The following is a 23,644-nucleotide window of genomic DNA, read 5'->3' as shown; positions in this document are numbered from 1 at the left end:
TCCGGCCTTTCCAAATCACAGGTTCAGGACTACTTCACCTGCACCTGGGCGTGCTGGTTCACGTCGTCGTCCTTGCTGCGCTCGCCGGTGACCACGGCGCGCACGTAGGCGTAGGCCTGCACCAGCAGACTGCTGGGGGAGTCCCAGTATTCGGCTTTTTCAATCTCGACTTTCAGGATGTTGATGTGCGGGTCGTCCTTGCCTTTGGGAAACCAGCCGCGCATGGGCTCGCTCCAGAGCTCGGCAATTTTGGCTTCGTCGCGGTAGGCATTGGCCTTGCCCGATACCGAGGCGTACACGTTGCCGCTCGGGTCGGAGTAGCTCAAGTTGACCTGGCTGTCCTTTTTGATTTCGTAGACTTTGGCCGATTCCGAATCGGTGAGGAAGTAAAGGGCGCCGTCTTTGCCGGGCTTGATGGTGGCCATGGGGCGGCTGTGCAGGCTGCCGTGCTCGTCGGTGGTGGTGAGCATGGCCATGCGCACTTCCTTGATTTTATCGAATAGCTGGGTCAGGTCGTGGGTTACGGGCGACTTTTCGGACATGGGAAAGAGAATTGGGGAGGTGAAAGAATAGGCCGCGACCAAAACATGTGGGCGGCGTATTGGCTTACGGCAGCCAGGCGGCCGGGGTTGAATAATTGCCCGTTCCGGCCCGTACCTTGCCCGCCATCATGAATTTTCTGGCCCATCTTTTCCTTTCCGGCTCGCCCAATTCGGCCACTTATTCCGACGTGCTGCTCGGCAACTTCATTGCCGACTCGGTGCCCGGCCGGCAGCTCGAAAACTACCCGCCCGCTGTGCAAACCGGCATTCGCCTACACCGCGCCATCGACACCTTTACCGACCAGCACCCGGTGGTGCGCCGCAGCACCCAGCGCCTGCGCGAAGCCGGCTACGGCAAATACGCCGGCGTGATTTCGGACATGTTTCTGGACCATTTCCTGGCCCGAAACTTCCCGGAATTCTCCCCCGAAAACCTGCCCGATTTCACCCGCCGCGTGTACGCTTTATTGAATTCGCGCGAGGCCGAAATGCCGCCCCGCGTACAGCAGATGCTGGTGTACATGGTGCAGCACAACTGGCTGCTGGGCTATGCCGAAATCGAAGGCATCCGCCGCGCCCTCAGTGGCCTGAGCCGCCGCGCTTCGGCCGGCTCGGGCATGGAAACCGCGGCGACGGAGCTGGTGGCTAATTATGCGGAGTATGAGGCAGATTTTCGGGCGTTTTTCCCGGAGCTGCAGGCGTATGTGGCGTTGTCATTGCGAGCCTAGCGAAGCAATCCGACTTGTGCAATGTGGTAAGCCTAAAAGTGTGAAAAGCCCCGGTACTGTGCAGTGCCGGGGCTTTTCGCTAAATAAAGGGGTTGGTTTTGACAGTGCCGCCTCTCAAGTATAGAGAACCCTAGTGCTGGTGCCCGCCTTCGCCGTGCACGTGGCCGTGGGCCAGCTCCTCTGCGGTGGCTTCGCGCACGTCCTGCACCTTGCCGTGGAAGTGCATTACCATGCCGGCCAGCGGGTGGTTGAAGTCCATTTTTACGGCCGAGTCGCCGATGCTGACCACCTTGGCCTGCATGTGGTTGCCTTCGTTGTCGGCCATGGGCAGGAAGTTGCCGGGCTGGAGCATTTCCTCGTCCAGCTTGCCATCGATGAGGAAAACGTCCTTGGGGATTTCGACCAGTGCCTGCTCGTCGTAGTCGCCGTAGGCCTGCTCGGGGGTGAGGCTGAACTGGAACTCGTCGCCGGGGTTTTTGCCATCGAGCTGGGCTTCAAACTCTTCGGGCAAACCGCTGTGGCCGAACAGGAATACCATGGGCGCATCAGCTTCGGCCGATTCGACCAATACTTTTTCCTGGTTTTCGTCGGTCACGCTGAGGTCGTAGGTAATGGTGACGACTTTTTTATCGCTGATTGCAGCCATGAGAGTAATATGGGGATTGGGGAGGAGAAGGTGCCAGCCCGGACGGCTGATGCACAAAGAAAGGAAGTTCTACCGGGAATGGCGGGCGCTTCAAGAAAAAATGGAGCCTTCATGCTGAGCGCAGTTGAACATATCTACTGCGCAGCAATGGCTAGAACGCGTAGGGGCGGGGCTTGCCCCCGCCCGTTATTGCACAGCTGCCCCAGAGCCGCCACAAACAACGGGCGGGGGCAAGCCCCGCCCCCATATATTTCATTTTAAGCAGGCATGGCTTTCAGCTCACGGCTCCAGAAGCGGTGCTGAGCAATGGCCGTGATAAACTGCGTGGCCAGGCCACTCACCTGCGCGTCCTGGCTGGTTACTACCCCGTCGGCCTTCAGAATATCCTCGGCCCCGGGGTAAGCGGCGGCTTTCAGCAGCTCGATACCCGCGCCCGAAGCCGCGATGGGCTTGCAGTGCCGGAACGCCTCGTTCACGAAGCGCACGGCGTCGGCATTCTGCTTAAGGGCGGCCACGCTGGCATCGCCGCCGGCCACGTACACGGCATCGTACAGCACCGACGCGGTAGAATGGAACGTGCCGTTTACCAGCAACTCCTCGCCGCCCGCACCTTTGATGCTGCCCAGGTGCGTAGCCACAATAGCGGCCTGCGCGCCTTGGTCCATCAGCGCTTTCATGAGGTCGCCAATGGCGGCTACGTCGGCGCCATCAGTAGCCAGCACGGCGATGTGGCGGGTTTTGATGCCGGTTTTGCCCTGGTTGATTTTGGCGTTCGGGGCCATGCTTAGGGCCGAGTCTTTGCCGATGTTGCCGGCCGCAGGCTTCGACTGCAATGAAGCCACGTCGGCATCGGCGCCCACTTGCAGGTTGAGCTGCACGCCCTCGGCCGAGGGCACGGCCACGCCCAGGCCTTCGGCCACGCGGCGCACCAGGTCGCTGTCGATTTGGGCCAGCTGCACCAGCGTGCGGGTGCGCACAAACTCCTTCTGCACGTGGCTGAGCTCGAAGCGTAGGGCCTTCACAATGTGCATCTTCTCGGCGTCGGACTGGCTGTTCCAGAACAGTTTGGCCTGGCTGTAGTGGTCCACAAAGCTCTTGCTGCGGAGGCGGATTTTGTGGCCTTCCACGCGCTCGTGCACCGTGTTGAAGCCGCCTTCGCTCAGCTTGGCCTGCTTGGGGAAGTTGTCGTTCAGCAGGTTGGGGCCGTAGCTGGTCTGGCCCTTGTTGATGGTCTGGCGCATGTGGCCGTCGCGCTGCCCGTTGTGAATGGGCGCAATGGAGCGGTTAATCGGAATCTCGTGGAAATTGGGCCCGCCCAGGCGTGTGAGCTGGGTATCGGTGTAGGAGAACAGGCGGCCCTGCAGCAGCGGGTCGTTCGAGAAATCAATGCCCGGCACCACGTGGCCGAGGTGAAAAGCCACCTGCTCGGTTTCGGCAAAGTAGTTGTCCACGTTGCGGTTGAGCACCATTTTGCCCAGTAGCTGCACCGGCACCAGGTCTTCGGGGATGAGCTTGGTGGAGTCCAGAATATCGAAATCGAACTTGCGCTCATCCTCTTCCTCCACCACCTGCACGCCTAGTTCCCACTCGGGGTAAGCGCCCATCTCGATGCAGTTCCAAAGGTCGCGGCGGTGGAAATCGGGGTCTTTGCCCGAAATCTGCTGCGCTTCTTCCCAGGCCACGGCGTGCGTGCCCAACTTCGGCTTCCAGTGAAATTTCACAAAGCGCGACTTGCCCTCGGCGTTAATCAGCCGGAAGGTGTGCACGCCGAAGCCCTCCATCATGCGAAGGCTGCGCGGCAGGGCGCGGTCGCTCATGGCCCAGAGCAGCATGTGCATGCTCTCGGGGTTGGTCGAAATGAAGTCGTAGAACGTGTCGTGGGCCGAGGCGGCCTGCGGAATTTCGTTGTGCGGCTCCGGCTTCACGGCGTGAATAAAGTCGGGGAACTTGATGGCATCCTGGATGAAGAACACCGGAATATTGTTGCCCACAAGGTCAAAAACGCCTTCCTGAGTGTAGAATTTCACGGCGAAACCGCGCACGTCGCGCGCCAAATCCGACGAACCCCGCGAGCCCGCCACCGTGGAAAAGCGCGTGAACACCGGCGTTTGCACGCCGGCCTGCAGGAAGTCGGCGCGGCTCAGGTTGGCATTGTTGCCGTAGGCTTCGAAGTAGCCGTGGGCGGCCACGCCCCGGGCGTGCACCACGCGCTCGGGAATGCGCTCGTGGTCGAAATGGGTGATTTTTTCGCGCAGAATAAAGTCCTCCAGCAGCGAGGGGCCGCGCTCGCCGGCTTTCAGGGAGTTCTGGTCGTCGTTGACGCGCAGGCCCTGGTTGGTGGTCAGGAACTGGCCGTAGCCGTCTTCGCGGTTTTGGGCCAGCTCGTCGGTTTTGGCGGTGCTCACGGCGTCCTCGTGGGTTTTCTTGGCAGTGGGTTTCTTGCTCATCGAAAGTAGTGGGTTGGTTTTAGGGCATCAAGGTGAACGGGGTTTTGCGGTGGTGGTTAGCTATTTGTTGGCGAATAATTCGGGCTTTTTTTGGGCGTTGCCAGCTATTGGCTGACTGTCAGGTATTGCGGCGGCCTTAGCGAGGAGCCTGTTTTATTGGCTTCAAAAAGGCAACGGGGTATTTACGGGCTTTTTCTGGGGTAACCCGTTTAAAATCAGCCGGCCACCAGCAGCGCAAACAACCTCGTTTTGACGCTGTGCGTACCGATGGGCAGTTTCTTTCAACGCCCGCCTTTTCTTTCAGCCCCCTTCCCAATGCCCAAACAGTTGAATAATGCCGTGGCCGCTGCACTGCTGAGTAGCAGTCTGTTGGCCGCCTGCCAATCCAATCCGCCCACCACGCAGGACGAGGCCGTGAACAAGGAAGCCGTGGTGAAAACCGACTCAGCGGCCGCTCCCGTAGCCAAAGCCGATTCGGTGCCCACCATCGGCAGCCCGCAGCTTCTTTTTACTCTCGACGACGCGCACAACACGCCCGACGGCCTGGCGCTGGCCCCCAACGGCCACCTTATCCTGTCGGTGCCCAACCTGGCCGACAACAGCCAGCCGGCCTCGCTGATGGAGATTGATGGCACCACCATCAAGCCCTTCGCCACCGACCTGCCCGTGGAGCCCACCACCAAAAAAGCGGCCCCGATGGACCTGGCTTTTGGCCCCGATGGCAACCTCTACTACGCCGAAAACCAGTACGAAAACAGCAAGGATTTTAAATCGCGCCTGATGAGGGTGGCGATGAAAAACGGCAAGCCCGGCGCTATCAGCACGGTGGTCGACAACTTCGCGCTGGCGAATGCCGTGGTGTGGAAGGGCAACACGATTTACGTGACCGACAGCCAGTGGGACCTGCCCGATAACGACAACGGCAGCGCCATTATGAAGTTTTCGTTGGCCGAGCTGAACAAGGGCACCGTGCACCTCAGGCCCAAAACCATGGACCCGCACGTGCTGGCCACGTTCACGACGACCGTAAACGAAACCGGCGTGGACAACGGCGCCGACGGCATGGACTATGACAGCAAAGGCAACTTCTACACCGGGTCCTTCGGCGACGGCAAGCTGTACAAGGTGTCGCTCAAGCCCGACGGTACTTTAGCCAGGCAGGAAACCCTGCAGCTTAAAGGCAAAGCCATTCCTTGTGTCGATGGCCTGATTATCGACCGCGCGACCGATAAAATGTACCTCTGCAACTCGCGCGAAAACGCCATTGAAATCGTGGATTTGCGCAACGGCAACGCCGTGACCACGCTGGCCCAGAACGGCGACACCGATGGCACCGGCGGCAAGCTCGACCAGCCCGCCGAGGTGCTGCTGAAAGGCAAGCGGCTGTACATCTCAGACTTCGACAAGCCGGAAAAACACTTCGTGAACTCAAAGTCAGACGCGCCGCACACGATGTCTGTGATTGAGTTGCCGTAACTCAGCGCAGCCATCATTTTAAACTGGAATCCCCGTTGGCGTCCGCCGGCGGGGATTTTTGCTTGAAAAAGGGGATAAATTTGGTGCTGCAACTTTTCGCCTTCGTTCTCATCTTTTCCAGCATGATTCAACCTTTTGCCCGCCGTGCCGCTCTGGCCGGGGCCTTTTCGCTGCTAACCACAGCCGCCGCCTGGGCCCAGACCCCCGGCACCCAATGGACCAAAGACGGCTACGGCTACCTGCAGGTGCGCCCCGACTCGGTGGTGCAGCTCGATATTCGCCAGCCCGGCAAGGTGCGCACGCTGCTCAGCAAGCGCCAGCTCACGCCGGCCGGCCAGACGGCTCCGCTGGACGTGCGCCGCGTGGCGCTGTCGGATGATGGCCGGCTTATCCTGCTTAATTCCAACACTAAAAAAGTGTGGCGCTACGATACCCGGGGCGACTACTGGGTGTACGACACCGGCACCCGCCAGCTCACGCAGCTGGGCAAGGGCCGGCCCGAGTCGTCGCTGATGTTTGCCAAGTTTTCGCCCGATGGCCGCCGGGTGGCTTACGTGAGCGGCCACAACCTGTACGTCGAGAATCTGGCCGACCACGCCATCACCCAGCTCACCACCGACGGCACCGATAAGCTCATCAACGGCACCTTCGATTGGGTGTACGAGGAGGAACTGGACTGCCGCGACGGCTTCCGCTGGAGCCCCGACGGCCAGCACCTGGCCTACTGGCAACTCGACGCCAATAAGACGCGCAACTACCTGATGCTGAATACCACGGATGCGTTGTATCCGTTTACGGTGCCCGTGGAATACCCCGTGGTGGGCGAAGACCCTAGCCGCTGCCGCGTGGGCGTGGTGGCCGTGAGCGGCGGTGCCACCAAGTGGATGGACGTGCCCGGCGATGCCGTGCAGCACTACATCCCGCGCATGGAATGGGCCGGGGCCAACGAGCTGATTATTCAGCAGCTGAACCGCCGCCAGAACGAAAGCAAGCTCATGCTCTGCACCGCCGCCACTGGCGCGGTGAAACCCATTTACACCGAAACCGATAAGGCCTGGATAATGGCCAAGGACGAGCCCGTGGGCTGGGATTGGTTGAAGGACGGCAAAAGCTTTGTGTGGGCCAGCGAGAAGGACGGCTGGCGCCACCTCTACCAGATTGACCGTACCGGCAAAGAGAAGCTGCTCACGCCCGGCAACTACGACGTGGTCAGCCTCGAACGCATTGACGAGGCCGGTAAAACCCTTTATTTCCTGGCCTCGCCCACCAACGCCACCCAGCGCTACCTCTACAAGGTGCCGCTGAAAGGCGGCAAGGCCGAGCGCGTGACGCCCGCCGCCCTCAGCGGCACCAACACCTACGAAGTCTCGCCCAACGGCAAGGTGGCGCTGCACCGCTACGCCAGCGCCAGCAGCTATCCGGTATCGGACGTGGTAGCACTGCCCGCCCACCAGCGCCTGAGCGGCGGCGAGCTGCCGGAGCAGGCCAAAAAAGTGAAGCTGCCCAAACCCGAGTTTTTCCAGGTGAAAACCGCGGATGGCGTGACGCTCGATGGCTGGCTAGTGAAGCCTACCAACTTCGACCCCGCCAAAAAATACCCCATCGTGTTCTATGTGTACGGCGAGCCGGCCAGCCAGACGGTGACCGACAACTTCGGCACGGGCTTCAACCGCCTCTACCAGGGCAGCATGGCCGATGACGGCTACATCTACGCCTCCATCGAGAACCGGGGCACGCCGGCCCCGCGCGGCCGTGAATTCCGCAAATGCATCTATCACAACCTGGGTAGCCTCAACATCCGCGACCAGGCCATGGGCGCTAAGGAAGTGTTCAAAAACAGCTGGGTCGACACCAGCCGCGTGGCGGTGTGGGGCTGGAGCGGTGGCGGCGGCTCCACGCTGAACCTGCTGTTTCAGTACCCGCAGATTTATAAAACCGGCATCTCCGTTGCTGCCGTTGATAATCAGCTCAACTACGACAACATCTACCAGGAGCGGTACATGGGCCTGCTGCCCGAAGACAAGCATTATTTCGTGGACAACTCGCCGCTGGCCCACGCCAAAAACCTGCGCGGCAACTTGTTGCTTATCCACGGCACCGGCGACGACAACGTGCACTACAACAACGCCGAGCAGATGATAAACGAGCTGGTGAAAAACGGCAAAACCTTCCAGCTGATGGCCTATCCCAACCGCACCCACGGCATCTCGGAAGGCGAGGGCACCAGTAAGCACCTGGCCGCTACCTACACCAAGTTTCTGAAGGAAAATTGCCCGCCCGGCGGCCGGTAGCAGCCCTCTAAGCGGCGCTCAGTAGCTGCTTGAATTAATAAGCCAATAGTCACAAAAAAGAGGCGTGGGAATTTCTTCCACGCCTCTTTTTTGTGACTGATTACTAACAGCTCATGATTGGGCTGGAGGCCATTGAAGCACGATTATTCACGTATAATCTTAATGGTGCGATGAAAGGCGTAGTGATTGATGTGGCACACGTACATGCCCGAAGCCAGCGCGGCGGCCTCGGGTAGGGGCAGCGTGTTGCTGCCGGGCACCAGCGCCGCCACGCGCCGGAGCACCGTGCGGCCCACCCCATCAAGCACGACGATGGTAACCGGGCCCGCCTCGTTGGTGCGCAGCAGCAGGTTCAGCTCGGTACCAAAGGGCTGCGGGTAGGCCTGCACGGCGAAGCCACCAGTTGTGGGCACCTGCACCGTGCGCACGGGCGAGTAGCTGAAAGTGCCGTCGCGGTCCACTTGCCGCAGGCGGTAGTAAACCACGTCGGCGGCGTAGCGGGCCAGGTTGGGGTCAGGCAGCGAATAGTCGTGGCGCTGAGTGCTGCTGCCCTGGCCGGCCACCGTGCCGATACGCCGGAAGGTGCGGCCGTCGGGGCTGGATTCTACGTCGAAATGGTCGTTGTTTTTCTCTGAGGCGGTGGTCCAGCGCAGTAGCGCATCATCGCCCTGGCGCTCGGCGCTGAAGCTGATTAACTCCACCGGCAACGGGTTGGCGAGGTTGCTCACCGTCCAGCGCGAGAGGCCGACGGTGCTCACCGTGAGGGTGCGGGCCGCGCCACTGGTAGGGCTGCCCACCGCCTGCCAGGCGGCGCTGTTGTCGGGCATGCGCCACACCTGGGCCTGTCCGAAGGCGAGGCCGTTGTCGTCGTCGGGCAGCCAGGCCAGGGTGAGGTCGACGGGGGCGATGGGTTGCTGGTCGGGCACCACGGTCCAGATACGGTCGATGCCTTTCTGGCTGGCGTTGGCGGGGTTCTGGCCGAAGCTCACATTGGCGGTTTGCAGGCCGGCGGTGCGCGTGACACGCACGGTGCCCAGGGCATTGCCGTTGGGGTTCAGGCCGAATCCGTTGCCGAAATCGACCGGGGTGCTGCCGCCCACGTTGGCGCGGTCGGCGCGCAGGTTGCCCTGCACGTAGCGGCCGGGCACTTCGCCCGCGAGGGTGGCGCCGTCGGGCAGGAGCAGGGTGGCGGCGGGAGCGGTGCGCAGCAGGCCGCTGGTAAGCAGGAGTTGCTGCGTCACGGTGAGGTCAGCGGGCAGCAGCACGCGGTTCTGGCCCGGTGCGCCGGTGTTGCGCACTTCGAGGTTGGCGAGGCTGGCCCCGCCGGGCGTGAGCGTCTGGTCGGTGCTGCCGGCCATCACTACCGTGCCGGTGCCGGACGCGATGGTACCGGCATTGGTGAGGTTGCCGGCCACCTGCACGGTGCCGTTGTTGGTCAGCGTAGCGCCGGCCTGGTTGCTAAGGCTGCCGGGCAGCACCAGCGTAGTGCCGGCCCCCACCGTGAGTTGGGTGCCGGTGTTGGTAAGGTCCTGGGCGACAGCATTGGTGAAGGCCAGAGCCGCAGCGGTGGCCAGTGGGATTGACTTCCGCATGATTATTTCGCTTCGGCCTTGGCACCCAGCATATTTTCCAGCGCCTTCAGGCGCTCGCTGAAGCTAGCCGTGGTGGCGGTGGTTTCGGTTTGTAGGGTGTGCAGGGCCTGCTGCTGCTGCTGGCTCTGCTGGCGCAGGGCGACGTTTTGGGCTTCGAGGACGGCTACTTTGCGGGCCAGCTCCTGGGTGGCGCTCACGTTCAGCATCGACAGGGCTTCGTAGTCGACGGTGCGCACATCGGTGTGCTCGAGACCGAAGACAAAGACTTCCTGACCGGCCAATTGCCGTGCCCCGCGCAAGGTGAGGCTATTACCGCTGGCCGCTTTCACGGTACCAATAACTTCCCCGGTCTTGGTGATAAGCTTGATGCGCTGACCCGCTTTGGCGGCCGTGGCCGGCGCGGCAGGCAGGGTCAGCACGAGCAGCGAATCGGCTTGTAATTCCGCCGAAACAGCATTGACGTACACGTCGGGCAGGAAGCCGCTGTGCTGCTGCACGGCCTGCGGAAACACCTGCTCTACTTCCTGGGCAATGACTTTCTTGAACTGGCGTTGGCCGTAGACGGCCCGGTCGCGCATGGTGTAGTCGGTGATGCGCAGCTTGTTCAACAACGTCAAATCGGCGGCGTTATCTGAAAGGCCGATGACGTTTTTGAGGCGGCGGTCGGAAGTGGCATTAAACTCGGTCGCGATAACCCGGCCGGTTGCCCGAATGCTGACCGCCCCCGTGCTGCTGCCTGTCGAGCCGGTGTAAGGGCCGCCGCTGTAGGCGTAGAAGGCATACGAGTAGTTGCCCGGCGTCGCGGTGCTCTGCACATCGAGCGGGAAAGACGGGCTGGCCGTGCCGATGCCCACTAGGCCGCCGTTATCGGCCATGACGGTGGTGCCGCGCAGGTAGTTCTTGTTGTCGCCAAAGTAATTAATCCACGAGTCGCCGGGCAGGTGAACGGAGCCGGCGGCCACGTCGAGCGCCGCAATCGGGCTGGAGGTGCCGATGCCGAGTTGGCCGCCTTTGAGCACCATCTGGGTGGTGCCCCCGCCGGCGTTGAACTGGTTGTCGTTGTGCGTGCCGCCGGTGTACCAGGCAAAGGCCTCGCCGGTGCGGAAATACTGCGTGCCGCCCTGCACACCGATGCCGTAATCGCCGTTGAACAGGTTAATCATCTGCCGGACGGTAGCCCCGAAATTCACGCTGCCGCGCACTATCGCCACGCCGTTTACGTCGAGCAAAGCGCCGGGCGTGGTGGTACCAATGCCCACGCCGCCCGTGCCCTTGGGCATCAGGTTGAGGTGCTGGTTAGTATTGTTGCCGGCCGCGTAGAGGGAATTGAAGCCAATGCCCACGCCCTGCGTGGCGTTGGTGTGGCGGAATTCCACGCCATTGCTCGCCTCGTTGAAGGGGCCGGTCACGTACAGCGCCAGGCCGGTGGCGTGGCCGCCGCCGCGGGGCTCCATGCGGATGTCGAGGCGATTGAGCGGGGTCGAAGCGAGGCCGTCGCCGAGGCCCACGTAGCCGTTGTTGGCCCAGCGCAGGGCCGTAATGAAGCCATTGCCGTCGCCCTTGTTGTAGCCCAATACGCCGCCGTTGTAGCCAAAAAGGGCCGGGCCATCGGTGCCGCTTTGGTATTGCAGGCCGTGGAGGTTGTCGGTGCCGCCGCGCAGGCGTAGCAGGTTGTCGTTCAGTGTCAGCGTCTGGGTGGCCGAGTGGTTGCCCAGGTTGTCGGCCGAAGATGGCACCGTTACCGCACCACCGTTGGTGAGGCTGATGGTCGAGCCGCTGATACTGAGCTGCTGCGCGTCGTTATCAACCGGCACAGCCTGGGCCGCGAGCGTGCCGTTGGCGTCGGTGGTCACCATGCGGGTGCCGCCGCCGGCCAGCGCATCCACGCGGGCCGAGCCGGCCACGTGCAGCTTGGCCTGCGGGCTGCTGGTGCCAATGCCCAGGCGGGTGCCGGCATCATCCCAATAAAGCTGCCCGGCGTTGCCGGCCAGCTTCGTGCCGTCGCTATAGATAACGCTGCCCGCCGCCTGCGACACCGTGGCGTTGCTCAGGCTCAGATTGGGCGCTTCGGGGGCCTGCGCAAAGGAAATGATGGCGTAGCCGTTGCCGTTGCGGTAGCCCTGGGTGTGGATGACACTGGCCGCCAGGGTGGGGTCGGCATACGAGCTGCCGCCGCCGCCGGAGCCATCGTAGCCGCCACCACCACCGTAGTAGCCGCCGCCGCCACCGGCCGAGTAGTAGGAGCCGCCGCCCACGCCGCCACCTACTCCCAGCCCGGCGGCCGTGGGCGAGCAGTAGCAGTACTGGAACGGCACGCCGGCATCCTGTCCGCCCGCCGCCTGCGTGCCGCCGGTCGAGCCACCGCCGTTGCCACCGGTGAGGCCGCCGCCCGCCCCGCCCCGGCTGCTGCGGTTATAGGTGCTGAACGCGCCGCCGCCGCCGCCCGCCACCAGCACCCGGTTGGTGAGGGCCGTGCCGCCGATGCGGATATCGGTGGCCCCGCCGCCGGGGCTGGCACCGCCGCCGCCGCCGTTGTAGCCACCGGCCTGAGTGGTATAGCCAGTGGCGATGCTGCCGCCCACCTCAATGGTAAGCACCTGGCCCGGCGTTACGGCCAGCGTGGCTTGCACCCGCCCGCCCGAGCCCGAGGGGAAAGGGTAACAGCCGGGGCAGGGCTGGTAGCCCTGTGCCCCGGCCATGTCCACCTGCAGGCTGGTCACGCCGCGCGGCACGGTGAAGGTCTGCGAGCTGCCCGTATAATTAAAGGTGAGTTGCGCGGTGCCCGGCGTCACGTTCTGCACCGCTTCCGTCCAACTGTAGCCGTTGTAAGTATTGAGCCGACCCGCGTTGATGTTGTACAGCGTCAGGCCCGTGGCCGGGCTCTGAATAGCGTCGCGCTGAGCCTGGGTCAGGCGCGGTGGCAGCATCCCCTTGCTGCTCGAGGTCATATCCACCAGCGCCGACGCGGCCGGGTCGACAGTACCAATGCCCACGCTGCCCGTGCCCTTGGGCAGCAGGTTCAGATTTTGGTTGGTGTTGGTACCGGCCGCGTAGAGGGAGTTGTAGCCAATGCCCACGCCTTGCGTCGCATTCGAATGCCGGATTTCTACCCCGTTTGCAGCTTGGTCAAAGGCCCCGGTGATGTACAGGGGCCGGCCGGTGGCATGGGTGCCCGAGCGGGCCTCGCCCTGAATATCAAGCCAGTTGGTGGGGGCTACGCCGCCCAGGCCCACCTGGCCGCTGGCGCTGATGCTCAGGCCCTGCGTCCCGCCGTTGCCGACGAGCTTGTTGGCTCCCAGATTTAAGTTCTGGGTGGCGGTGTGGTTGCCCAGGTTGTCGCCGGCAGCATTGGGGCTGAGGTAGGTCCAGGCCGCGCCGGTGTAGTACCAGAAGCCCGGCTGCACGCCATCGGTCTGGTACACCAGCAGGCCGGCGTCCGGGCTCACGATGACCGTGCGCTGCGTGGCCGTCATGCGCGGAGCCAGCAGGCCCCGGGTGGTGCTGGTCAAATCCAGCAGGGCCGAGGCCGCCGGCGTGGCGGTGCCAATGCCCACGCCGCCTGTGGTTTGGGCGCGGGCCGTGTGGTGGAGGGCGAGGGCGGCGCTCAGCGCCAGCGAATACTGTAAAAGTTTGCGCATAGGGAAGAAGGTGTAAAGCCAGGGTAATCAGCCGGACCTGATACCGCGCACTGATTCCTGATACAAACTTCCCGCCGCTCCCGGCCGGCCGCAATTTTTGCCTGTACCGCAATTGGGGGTATCGGTTTAGAGAATTGAACTGCCCGAAAAAAGCAACGCCCCTCCAGATGCTGAAGCGGCGTTGTTGAACCTGTTTAATTGATTCTCTTGTCATCCTGAGCGCAGCGATGGACCTTATCACGTTCGGGCAAGCTGTTCTGGCGTGATAAGGTCCTTCGCTGCGCTCAGGATGACAGCCAATTACTGTCACATTGAGCTAGGCTACTCGCGCAGCAGCCGGCTGGTGGCCTGCTGAGCGCCCTGGCGCACCGTGAGCCGATACAGGCCCGGCCGCAGGGCTTCGGTAGCCGTGGCGGGCAGCGTGACTCCGACTCCCGTCAGCGGCAGCGCCTGGCTGAGTACGGCCCGGCCCAACGCGTCCTGAATCGTGAGCTGCACCGGCTGGCCGGGCAGCGCGCCCGGCAGCGCCAGCTGCAACGCCTGCCCGGCAGCCAACGGGTTGGGCCAGGCCTGCCAGTTTTCGGCCAGGGGTGAGGAGGCACGGGTGGCCAGCACGGTGCTTTCGGTGGAATAGTCGGCAAAGTTGGGGATGGCGTACTGGCGGTTGGGGTAGTACAGCTCCAGCAGCGGCTGGGCCGAGCCTGTGCGCCAGAAAGCATCGTAGGCCGTCACCGAAATGGCCCCCTGCGTGATGCCAAACGCTGCCAGCAGAGCAGCCGGGGCCGGCGAGCCGTTCAGGTACACGCTGTCCTGCCGCAGTACGCGGCTGCGCACCAGCAGCGCCGGCAGCGGGTTCGAGCCCGTGCTGCGACCCGCCACCGGAATGCGCACCGTGCCCCAACCCGCTACAGAATCTACATACGTGTAGCGCTGCACAATGCGGAACGGCGTGCGGTTGAGCCCCGCTGCCGCTGCCGTAATGGTGCCCGTCACGCCAAACCGGAAAAACGTCTGGTTGCGGCTGCCCGCCGTGAGCGGCAGCGGAAAATCGACAATGCCGGCCGTACCGGCACCATAGCGGGCCGTCTGCGCATTGATAACCAGCGAGTCGTTGGCCCCGCCGGTGCTTGCCCGAATGGAAGTGGCCTGACGCGGCACGGTGCGGCCCAGCCCCATGCGGCCGGTGGCGGCCAGGCTCAGGTAAGCCGTGTAGTTGTAGGCAATGGTGCCGAAAACGGCCTGGCGCGCCCGCGTCCACTGCGCGCCGGCGATGCCGCCACTGGCCGGCACAGGCAGGTAAGCGACGCTGTAAGGTGCGCCGCTGGCACCCAGCGTGCGGTAGTCCCAGGCCTGGTTGGCCCCGGTGGTGGGGCTGGCCACGCCGCCGGGGATGGTCGCGTCCTGGTATTGCTCCAGGGTGCCAGCCGAGGCCGGAAAGGTGGCCTGGGTGAGCGTAATGGGCGTTTGGGCCAGCGCGGGCAGCGTCAGCAGCGAGGAAAACAGCAGCGTAAAGTGCTTCTTCATAGGATTAGGAAAAGAGATGAGAGAAATGGGCCTGAGCAGCAGGTCGATGCGACTGCAAACCTAGCGGGGGCGTTTATGGCGATAGCAAGCAGGCGTGTACCGCATTTGGGGGGTAGGCATGGGTTGGCCGGCCATTTCCGGCGGCCGACCTTTGCCATCATGAAACCCATCCGGTTAGCCCTGGTCGAAGACGACCCCGAGGTGCGCGAGCTGCTGCAGGGCTACCTGTGCCAGCAGCCCGAATTTGACTGCGTACTGGTGGCCGACTCGGTCGAAAGCTTTCTGCGCCAGCTCCCCGATTTATTCCTGCTGCCCCAGGTGGTGCTGCTCGATATTCACCTGCCCGGCCTGAGCGGCATCGAAGCCCTGCCCACCATCAAGCAGCGCCTGCCCGATGCCGACGTGCTCATGCAAACCGTGTTCGACGATGCCGACCGCATTTACCAGGCCCTGTGTGCCGGGGCCAGTGGCTACGTGCTCAAAAACACGCCTTTGCCAGAGCTGAAGGCTGCCGTGCTCGAAGTGCACCGGGGCGGCGCGCCCATGAGCCGCGCGGTGGCCCGCAAAGTACTGGCCCATTTCAAGCCCTCGCCCGTTGTGCAGCCCGATTTGCTTTCGACCCGGGAGCGCGACGTGGTGCTGGCAATCATCGACGGTCTGGGCGATAAGCAAGTAGCCGCCCGGCTCGATTTGTCGGTCGAAACCGTGCGCACTTACGTCAAGCGCATCTACAAGAAGCTGCAAGTCACCAGCCGCACCGAGCTGGTGAGCCGGCACGCGCGGGGGCATCTGTAGGTAGGGAAAAGGCATTCCATCGGTCATGCATGGCATGACGGGTAAGCGCGGACTGATTCCGCTCGCCTAAAACGGCACCACCAGCCGTACCCGGAAGCCGCCTTCCGGCTCTGGCCCGGCCTCCAACCTGCCGCGCAGGGCCTCGGCGCGCTGGCGCATGCTGCGCAGGCCCATGCCGCTACGCGAGGTGCCGGCCGTCTGCCCGTTGTTGTGCACTTCGAGGCGGAGCTGGCCGTTGGCGCGGGTCAGGCTCACCCACAGGTCGGTGGCGTGGCGGGCGTGGCGGGCAGCGTTGGTCACGGCTTCCTTGAAGACAAGGTAGAGGTGCTGGCGCAGCTCCGGGGGCAGAGCCAGCGCGTCGGGCAGGCCGTTGGTGGTCAGGTGGGTGTCGAGGCCGGCGGGCGCGGCAGATTGGTCGAGGTGGTCGCGCATGCGGTCGAGCAATGCGCCCACGGTATCCGACTGCGCATCGATGCCCCACACGATGTCGCGCATGGTGCCGGCGGCGGCCCGGCTGTTGGTCAGCAGGCGGTCGAAGGCCGGGTTAGGGCCGGGCTGAGACTGGTGCAGCAGCTCGGCCTGCATGCTCACGCGGGTAAGCAGCGTGCCCACTTCGTCGTGCAAATCGGCGGCAATGCGGCTACGCAGGCGCTCATTGTGCCGCACCCGTGCCAGCCGGCGGCGGTGAATGACGTAGAGCCCGGCCGCGATCACCGCCACCGCCAGCAGCCAGGCCCAGGGCTGCCGCCACCACAGCGCCTGCACCCGCAACGGCACACGCAGGTGGTTGCGCGCCGCCTCGCCCCGGGCCGAGACGCCCTGCATTTCAAGCACGTACTCACCGGCGGGCAGGCCCTGCAACGCCACTACGTGAGCGGTGCCCAGCGCCCGCCAGCGCGAATCGCCGCTGCCTTGCAGGCGGTACTGAAAGCGGGCCCGCTCCGGGGCCAGATAGTCGGTCAGGGCCAGGTTCAGCTCCAGAAAAGCATCGTGCGGGGCCAGCACCAGCGTGGGCGCTTTGTCGCCGGCCAGGTAGGTGGTACGGGTGGTGTCCAGCGCGCTCAGGTGCTGGGTGTAGGCCGTGAGCAGCAGGCGCGGGGGGCGGGGCAAAATACTGGGCGTAGGAGCCGGCCGCACGCGGCACACGCCCCCCACACCTCCAAAAAGCAGGGTGCCGTCGGCCTCGCGCCAAGCCGAAAGGCGGTTGAACTCGGCATCGGCCAAGCCGTCTTCTTCGGTCAGCACGCTCAGGTGGCGGGTGCGCACGTTGTAGCGTAGCAGGCCGGCGTAGGTGCCGCCCCACAGCTCATCGGGGCCGCCGGGCAGCAGGGTGCCCACGGTGTTGCTCAGCAGGCCGCTGGCGGTGGTGAGGCGCTGCACCACGCCCCGGGCGGGGTCGAGCAGCAGGAGGCCCTGGTCGCGGGTGCCGGCCCACACGGTGCCTTCAGGCGTGGGCCAGAGGCAGAGAACGTCGTCGGCGGGGAAGCGGTGGGGACCGGTTTCGGCGGGGCCGTAATGGTCAAGGGCATTGGTGGCGGGGTTGAGGCAGTAGAGACCGTGCTTTGTAGCCAGCCAGAGGTGTCCATCCGGCCCGGCCGCGAGCTTCTGAATCTCCTGGCCCGCCAGCGCCCGGGCCACGGCCGAGTCGGGGTAGGGCCGGGCCTGGCGGCTCGTTGCATCCAGCACGTAGAGGCCCCGGGTGGTGCCGCCCCACAGCCGGCCGCGCCGGTCACGCAGTAGGCAGACGCTGGCCGTGAATTCGGGAGCGGTTCCGGCCCACGGCAGCCGGGTTACCTGCCCGGTGCGCGGGTTTAGCTGTCCAAAGGCATGGTTTTCTTCCGCGAAAAATACCTGCCCGGCGGGCGTGGTGGCCACGTCCAGCAGCACGGCATCGGTGGGGCGGCCGGCTTCGGTGAGGGGCAGGGGCCGCAGGGGCGCGCGGGGGCTGTCGGCCGCCTGCACCAAGGTGGCTCCGTAGGCGCCCACCAGCAGCCGGCCATCGGGCAGGCGGCCGATGGCGCGGGTGCTGTAGCTGCGCAGCGGCCGGGTGGGCAGCATGTCGATGCCCGTAGCGGAGGCCCGCTCCTTGAAGCAGCCGCGCTGGCCCGGGCTGGCGCTCCAGCGCAGGCCGCTGGCGTCGGTGTACACGGCATATTGCCGGCTGAGCTGGCCTTCGCGCTCAAAAGCCACGGGGTGCAGGGCCACGGTGGGCAGGCGCTGGCCAGCGGTCCAGGTGAGCTCCACAAACTGGCGGGCCACCACCCATTGCCAGCTACGGGGCGTGGTGCCGGGGCTGAAATTGTTGACATTGGGCCCCGGCAGCCAGCGCCGCACTTCGCGCAGGTCGCCATTTGGCTGGGCTTCGTACAGCGCATTCGACCCCACCAGCTGCAGGGGCTGGGTGCCGGGCACGGGCTGCAGCTCTCCCAAATAGGTGCGCACCGGCACCGCCGCGACCGTCGTCGGCGAACCGTGGGCCAGCTCGTGCAGCACCGAAACCAGCCACATATCTGCCGTGCCGTCGGGCCGCAGCCAGGTGGCCGGTGCGCGCAGGGGCGTGGCCACCAGCCGCGCGGGCAGCCGGCCGCCCGGCAAGTAGGCCAGGTGGTTGTCGTAGCTCACCCAAATATCATGCGAGCGCGGGTGCTGCGCCAGGGCGTAAATGCGCGGCGGCACTGCGCCCTGTTCCGGCAGCGCAACGCGTGTGAGCTCGCGGCCGCGCAGGCAAAACAAACCGTTGGCACTGCCAATCCACAGGTTTTGCTGCGTGTCAAACACCAGTGCCTGCGCGTAGCCAATGCCGGCCTGGTTGGGCCGGGAAGTGAGGGCGGGCAGGGGTACCAGCTCGTAGCCATCGTAGCGAAACACGCCTTCATCGGCAGCCACCCACAGCAGGCCGGCAGGGTCCTGCACCAGCTCATGAATGAGCAGGCGGCCCAGCAGCGGGTCGCGCTGCCACGTCTGGGCACGGCCTGAACCAGCCGTGCTCAGTGCAATCAGCAGCAAAAACAAGATTCGACGCACGGGCAACAGAAAAAGCCAGCGCGAAAATAACGACCATGGCGTTACTCGCCCACGCGCTTATTTGCTCGTGACGTAACAAATTGCCCCAACTACAACGAAGCCCATTAATGGCAGGAAATGCCGATGGACCGTTGCCTGCCGGATGGCCCGGCAGCGCCGCGTGATGACTAATGGCTATTTGCAGAATTTGGCAAGCCAGTCATCAGCATCTCGGGAACCTAGCGATTTTACTCGTTGCCAATCGGTACAGGCGTTTTGCAATTGGCTATTCTCTTTGTAGCAAATGGCGCGATGATAATAGGCGTCAATATCGAATTGGTCAAGCTGAATACAGGCCGATAAAAACACTATTGCAGACTCATATTCTCTCTGGGTTTTCAATTTAATTCCCATATCATATTTTCTGCTATAATCCATCATGCTAGCAAAAGTGAAATACCGGAACCGGATTTCTTTCTCTACTGCAACCGGCTGGCCATCAATCATGGCCGGTTTCCATAAACCGTCTGTTCGTTGAACCGCTTTGACGAATTGCCGGTCGAATAATTCATTCCGGCCTTTGTGGATTTGAATAGTATCCAGCTTGCCCGAGGGCAACACCACGAAGCTGGCCACGAAAAAGCCGTTTTCTTTGGCTGATTCCTGTAGCACGCTCATGTTGTCGTGCAGGAAATCAGAAAAAGACGACTTTGCCAGAAGCTCCGGCGTTGCCTTTTCGCTTTCCTTGTAAATGAGCTTGCCCCGGCGAAAAACGGCGGTTTCCTGGTCCGCTGGCAAGCTGTTTTGGTAGATGGTTTCCCGTGTGAATGTATAGCGAACCGATGGCTCATCGTAGCCATTTCTTGCTTCTTCCAGCAGAACCAGGTGCACGCTATCTATTGCTTCAATGGTGTAGGTGTTGATGCCAAAAACAAGGGCATTGCCTTTGACATTGTACGTCATTGGATAGCCCTTGTCCTTGAAATCAGTGCTTTTAAAGGCTTTGCCATTTTTATAAAAGGCAAAGCGCAGGTAGCTCCGCTTGGAACGGAAAGTAATGGGTAGTTCCGCGCCGGTTTTAGCTTCTAAACGTGTTTTTACCCACGAACCGAGTAATAATTGCGGAGTGGACTGCCCCCAGACTTCAATGCTCGGTATGAGCGTAGTGAACAAAAGGAAGATGAAAATGCGGATAAAATTGTTCATGCCACGAGCAGCTGTTGAATACTTCAGCAGCGCAAGTTCGGCAGCGGTGGGCATTACGCGGATGGAGATTTAATCCTGCAATTCCCAAGCGGTACGGTAGCCGCCGATGCTTTCCACGTACTCAATGAGCGCCTTGAAAAACGGGTGTGCGCTCAGCGTCGAAGAGTCGCCGACGAGCAGCAGCTTTTTCCGCGCCCGAGTCATGCCCACGTTCATGCGGCGGATGTCGCTCAGGAAGCCGATTTCGCCGTGGTTGTTACTGCGGGTGAGGGTGATGGCGATGATGTCGCGTTCCTGGCCCTGGAACGAATCCACGGTGCCCACGCTGAGCTGGCGGTGCAGCATGAAGCCGCTTAGCTCGTCGTTTTCCTCGATGGCGTCCTTCAGGTAATTGATTTGGGCGCGGTAGGGGGCGATGACGCCGATGCTGAGCGGGTCTTCCTCGTGGTCGGCGGGGTCGTAGGGTTCGAGGAGCTGGGCGAGGCGCTTGAGGAGCAGGTCGGCTTCTTCGGGGTTGGCGGTGGAGCGGCTTTCGGGGATGGTGATTTCCTGGAAGCCGAAGCCGGCAGTGTCGAGGAATTCGACGGGCAGGTCGGGGGCGAAGCGCAGGTCGTAGGCGTCGAGGCCGGCGTGGGCCACGGTTTCGTAGGCCACCAGCTTGCCGTCGTAGAACTGGTCGGAGCTGAACTGCATAATTTGCTCGTGCATGCGGTACTGCACCGTGAGCATGCGGGCCGTGGCGGGCTGGCGCTTGATGGCTTTTTCGAACAGCGTTTCGCGCAGGGCACCGGCCTTGTCGCTCTTCACGGTGGGCGGGAGTTGGTGGTGGTCGCCGGCCAGAATTACGCGGTTGCCCTTGGCAATCGGAATCCAGCAGCCCGGCTCCAGCGCCTGGGCGGCTTCGTCAATAAACACCGTTTCGTAGGTGAGGTGGCGGATGTTGCGGTTGCTGGCGCCCACCAGCGTGCACGTTATCACCTGCACCGATTCCAGCAAATCTTCGGTGATATAGCGCTCCAGGTCGTCGGCCTGCTGGAAGAGAATCCGCGCTTCTTCCTTCAGCTGGCGGCGGTGCTGCTGCTCCTCGTAGCCGAAGTTGCGCACGTACTTGCTGGCCGTTTCGCGGTACTGGTCGGCCGTCTGGCGCATCGAGCGCATCTCGTTGTAGCTCTTGTGGTTCATCACCTGGGCATCGAGGGTGTGCTCCAAGAGCAAGTCTGAAACCCGCGAGGGGTTGCCCATGCGAATGACGTTCACGCCGCGCTCGGCCAGCTTTTCGGTCAGCAAATCGACGGCCGTGTTGCTCGGGGCGCACACCAGCACGCGCCGCTCGCGCCGGATGGTTTCCAGAATGGCCTGCACCAGCGTGGTGGTTTTGCCGGTGCCGGGCGGGCCGTGGATGATGGCCACGTCCTTGGCGGCCATCACGTGGCGCACGGCGGCCAGCTGCGAGTCGTTCAGCGGGCTGGGATAGAATAAATCGGTGGCTTTCTCTTCGCGGAAACGGGCTTCCTTGGCCCCTAGCAGAATGTCGCGCAGCTCGGCGAGGCGGTCTCCGTAGGCGCCCATCACCTTGCCCAAAGCGTAGTCCATCTCGCGGTAGCTCACCTCGTCGAAGGTGAGGTCGATGCCCATTTTATGGCCTTCGGTTACCCAGTCGGGCAGGTCTTCCTTGGTGGTGGCGAGCAGCAGCTTATTGCGCCGCACGCTGGTGATGACGCCGCTGAGGGTGGGCCGGTCGGTGGCCGAACGGCCGGGCACGTTGCCAAACAGCGAGGCATTTTTGCCCACCTGAAACAGGTGCAGGCCCTGCTGGCCGGCGGGCCGCTCCAGCTCCAGCACCACCTTGCCGCCGAAGCCAATTTCTTCCTGCGAAATGGTGACGGGGTACCAGGTGAGGCCGCGCTGCTGCCGCTCCTGAATGCTGGCCTTGGCGTTTTTGAGCTTGAATTGCTCCAGGTCTTCCTGCTGCTCCAGCTTCATCAGGGCTTGCACCTGGCGCAGCTCTTTTTCGATGGCGTAGGGGTCGACGGGGGCGAAAGTGGGGGAGGTATCGGACAAAAGAAATCGGGTTGGGTTCGTTGTGAATGGTAACAACGAAATGGGGAAATGAGTGGCCAAAAGCGCTGGAAAGAAGCAGGAGTTTATTCGTCGGCTACTTTGCGAACATAACGTTTCAGTTCTTCAAGGTCTTGAAACGTGGGGCAAACTACTGAAGCGAATTCTTGGACTGCCTCTTCGCTGTCAGCATACATATCTACCTGAAATCCCTCTTCATCAAAGTCCATATGGTCAGCCAAATTCGGAGAACTGCTTTCAATAATCAGCGCCACTATATTAATAATAGAAATTAGTCCTACTGCTGGGCTATATTTTTCAAAAAGCGCCTTATAGGCTGTTAAGTCTGGCGAGTCAAAATCAGCCACAATCTGATACATCTGCTCTGGTGAACCATGCAATTTGCCATTCGCAAACATGATGCTGAAAGGGAAATATTTATCCATAATTTCTCAAGCTTCGGCCAGCAGCAATTTGGCTGGAATAATTGGCACGCTGGCAAAAGCATTGCCTGGCAAAGGTCGGCGTCTGCGCATAAACTTCGTGATTACCCCAGCTACCCTAACGTACACCATCATGACCCATCCCGAAATTGCCCGGCTCCGGCTGCTGAACCAACGCATTGCCGGTCGCAAGTGCGCCGACCCAGCCGCCGTGGCCCGCTGGATGGGAGCGCTGCAAGCCCAGGACTACGGGCAAGCCGTGTGGGCGGTGGGCCTGCGCATGCAACTTCCCGCGCTGGCCGCCGTGGAGCAAGCTCTGGCCGACGGGCAACTCGTCCTCACCTGGCCCATGCGGGGCACCATACACCTGGTGCCGGCCGAAGACGCCGCCTGGATGGTGCAACTGTTGGCGCCTCGGGTGCTACGCGGCCTCACCGCCCGCCTGCGCCAACTGGAACTTGACGAGGCCACCGTCGAGCGCAGCAAGACGGTGTTTTACGACGCGCTGTGCGGCGGCCGACGGCTAACTAGAGCCGAGATGATGCTGGCCCTGGAACAAGCCGGCATTAGCACGCAGGGGCAGCGCGGCTACCATTTGCTGGGCCACACGGCGCAATTGGGGCACATCTGCTTCGGGCCGCTATTGGAGCGGCAGCAAACCTTCGTGCTGCTGGACGAGAGGGCCCCGAATGCGCGACAACTCAACCGCGCCGAAGGCCTGGCCGAGCTAGCCGGGCGCTATTTCCGCAGCCACGGCCCGGCCACCGTGCACGACTTCGCCAACTGGGCCGGCCTCACCCTCGCCGATGCCCGGCAGGGCCTTGAAGCCGCGCAGCCCGGCTTGGTTTCAGAAAAAGTGGAAGCGCAACTGTATTGGGTTGCCGCCGGTGAAACCTCCACCACTTCGGCGGCCAATGCCGTGCAGCTGCTGCCGGGCTTCGATGAGTATTTGCTGGGCTACAAAGACCGGCGGGCGGTGCTGGCACCGGAGCGCGCGGCAAAAGTAGTGCCCGGCGGCAACGGCGTGTTCAAGCCCATGGTGGTGATGGATGGGCAAATAGTGGGCACCTGGCGGCGGGCCGTTAAAAAGGGGGCGGTGGAGGTAGTGGCGAGCTTCTTCGGCGAGGTGCTGGAAGCGGACGCTGTGGTCGATGCAGCCCGGCAATACGCCGGGTTTCTGGGTTTGCCGTTGGGCGGATTCCGGGTCGAAAAGGGCAGTTAGTCACGCTGAGAATAAATCCGCCCGGCAAGCAAT

General features: G+C 62.9%; 15 protein-coding genes. 5 read left to right on the top strand and 10 right to left on the bottom strand.

Going from position 1 to position 23,644, the window contains the following annotated elements:
* Positions 1 to 29 precede the first annotated feature (29 nt).
* Positions 30 to 542 carry a pyridoxamine 5'-phosphate oxidase family protein gene (locus ACYVM5_RS18415; protein WP_460619559.1) on the bottom strand — a complete coding sequence of 171 codons (513 nt, stop codon included), beginning with the start codon at positions 540 to 542 and terminating at the stop codon, positions 30 to 32.
* Positions 543 to 670: 128 nt separating this feature from the next.
* Between ACYVM5_RS18415 and ACYVM5_RS18410 the strand changes: the two genes are divergently transcribed.
* Entirely contained in the window at positions 671 to 1,270 is a 600-nt protein-coding gene (locus ACYVM5_RS18410) for an acyl carrier protein phosphodiesterase (RefSeq protein ID WP_460619558.1), read from the top strand.
* Positions 1,271 to 1,400: 130 nt separating this feature from the next.
* Here ACYVM5_RS18410 and ACYVM5_RS18405 read toward each other — a convergent pair whose 3' ends face one another.
* Positions 1,401 to 1,916: an FKBP-type peptidyl-prolyl cis-trans isomerase gene (locus ACYVM5_RS18405; protein ID WP_460619557.1), complete on the bottom strand. Its 516-nt coding sequence runs from the start codon at positions 1,914 to 1,916 to the stop codon at positions 1,401 to 1,403.
* A gap of 257 nt (positions 1,917 to 2,173) precedes the next feature.
* Entirely contained in the window at positions 2,174 to 4,363 is a 2,190-nt protein-coding gene (locus ACYVM5_RS18400; RefSeq protein WP_460619556.1) for a catalase, read from the bottom strand.
* Between the two features lie 315 nt (positions 4,364 to 4,678).
* Between ACYVM5_RS18400 and ACYVM5_RS18395 the strand changes: the two genes are divergently transcribed.
* Entirely contained in the window at positions 4,679 to 5,839 is a 1,161-nt protein-coding gene (locus ACYVM5_RS18395) for an SMP-30/gluconolactonase/LRE family protein (RefSeq protein WP_460619555.1), read from the top strand.
* A 122-nt stretch (positions 5,840 to 5,961) separates the two neighbouring features.
* A complete protein-coding gene (locus ACYVM5_RS18390) occupies positions 5,962 to 8,130 on the top strand; it encodes a S9 family peptidase (protein ID WP_460619554.1) in 2,169 nt (722 codons plus the stop codon).
* A gap of 143 nt (positions 8,131 to 8,273) precedes the next feature.
* Here the strand turns inward: ACYVM5_RS18390 and ACYVM5_RS18385 are convergent, their stop codons facing one another.
* From ACYVM5_RS18385 to ACYVM5_RS18375, 3 genes are all read right to left on the bottom strand, one after another.
* Positions 8,274 to 9,722 carry a T9SS type A sorting domain-containing protein gene (locus ACYVM5_RS18385; RefSeq protein WP_460619553.1) on the bottom strand — a complete coding sequence of 483 codons (1,449 nt, stop codon included), beginning with the start codon at positions 9,720 to 9,722 and terminating at the stop codon, positions 8,274 to 8,276.
* 2 nt (positions 9,723 to 9,724) lie between these two features.
* Positions 9,725 to 13,360, bottom strand: coding sequence for a glycine-rich protein (locus ACYVM5_RS18380; protein ID WP_460619552.1), 3,636 nt, complete (start codon positions 13,358 to 13,360; stop codon positions 9,725 to 9,727).
* A 321-nt stretch (positions 13,361 to 13,681) separates the two neighbouring features.
* The gene (locus ACYVM5_RS18375) at positions 13,682 to 14,884 is read right to left on the bottom strand and encodes a hypothetical protein (protein ID WP_460619551.1); all 1,203 of its coding nucleotides are present in this window, start codon (positions 14,882 to 14,884) and stop codon (positions 13,682 to 13,684) included.
* A gap of 159 nt (positions 14,885 to 15,043) precedes the next feature.
* On the opposite strand from ACYVM5_RS18375, the gene ACYVM5_RS18370 reads away from it, so the two are divergent.
* Positions 15,044 to 15,679, top strand: coding sequence for a response regulator (locus ACYVM5_RS18370; protein WP_460619550.1), 636 nt, complete (start codon positions 15,044 to 15,046; stop codon positions 15,677 to 15,679).
* A 66-nt stretch (positions 15,680 to 15,745) separates the two neighbouring features.
* Here the strand turns inward: ACYVM5_RS18370 and ACYVM5_RS18365 are convergent, their stop codons facing one another.
* From ACYVM5_RS18365 to ACYVM5_RS18350, 4 genes are all read right to left on the bottom strand, one after another.
* A complete protein-coding gene (locus ACYVM5_RS18365) occupies positions 15,746 to 18,703 on the bottom strand; it encodes a sensor histidine kinase (RefSeq protein ID WP_460619549.1) in 2,958 nt (985 codons plus the stop codon).
* Positions 18,704 to 18,877: 174 nt separating this feature from the next.
* On the bottom strand, positions 18,878 to 19,942 hold the full coding sequence (locus ACYVM5_RS18360) for an energy transducer TonB (protein ID WP_460619548.1): 1,065 nt from the start codon (positions 19,940 to 19,942) through the stop codon (positions 18,878 to 18,880).
* A 15-nt stretch (positions 19,943 to 19,957) separates the two neighbouring features.
* Positions 19,958 to 21,949 (bottom strand): DEAD/DEAH box helicase, encoded by a 1,992-nt coding sequence (locus ACYVM5_RS18355; protein WP_460619547.1) that lies wholly within the window; start codon positions 21,947 to 21,949, stop codon positions 19,958 to 19,960.
* Positions 21,950 to 22,032: 83 nt separating this feature from the next.
* Positions 22,033 to 22,392 (bottom strand): hypothetical protein, encoded by a 360-nt coding sequence (locus ACYVM5_RS18350; RefSeq protein WP_460619546.1) that lies wholly within the window; start codon positions 22,390 to 22,392, stop codon positions 22,033 to 22,035.
* A gap of 130 nt (positions 22,393 to 22,522) precedes the next feature.
* Between ACYVM5_RS18350 and ACYVM5_RS18345 the strand changes: the two genes are divergently transcribed.
* A complete protein-coding gene (locus ACYVM5_RS18345; protein WP_460619545.1) occupies positions 22,523 to 23,611 on the top strand; it encodes a winged helix DNA-binding domain-containing protein in 1,089 nt (362 codons plus the stop codon).
* Positions 23,612 to 23,644: the final 33 nt, after the last annotated feature.

This window comes from Hymenobacter ruber (genome assembly GCF_054783255.1).
The sequence above is the reverse complement of the archived record's forward strand: the minus strand, read 5'-3'. Positions and strand labels throughout refer to the sequence as shown.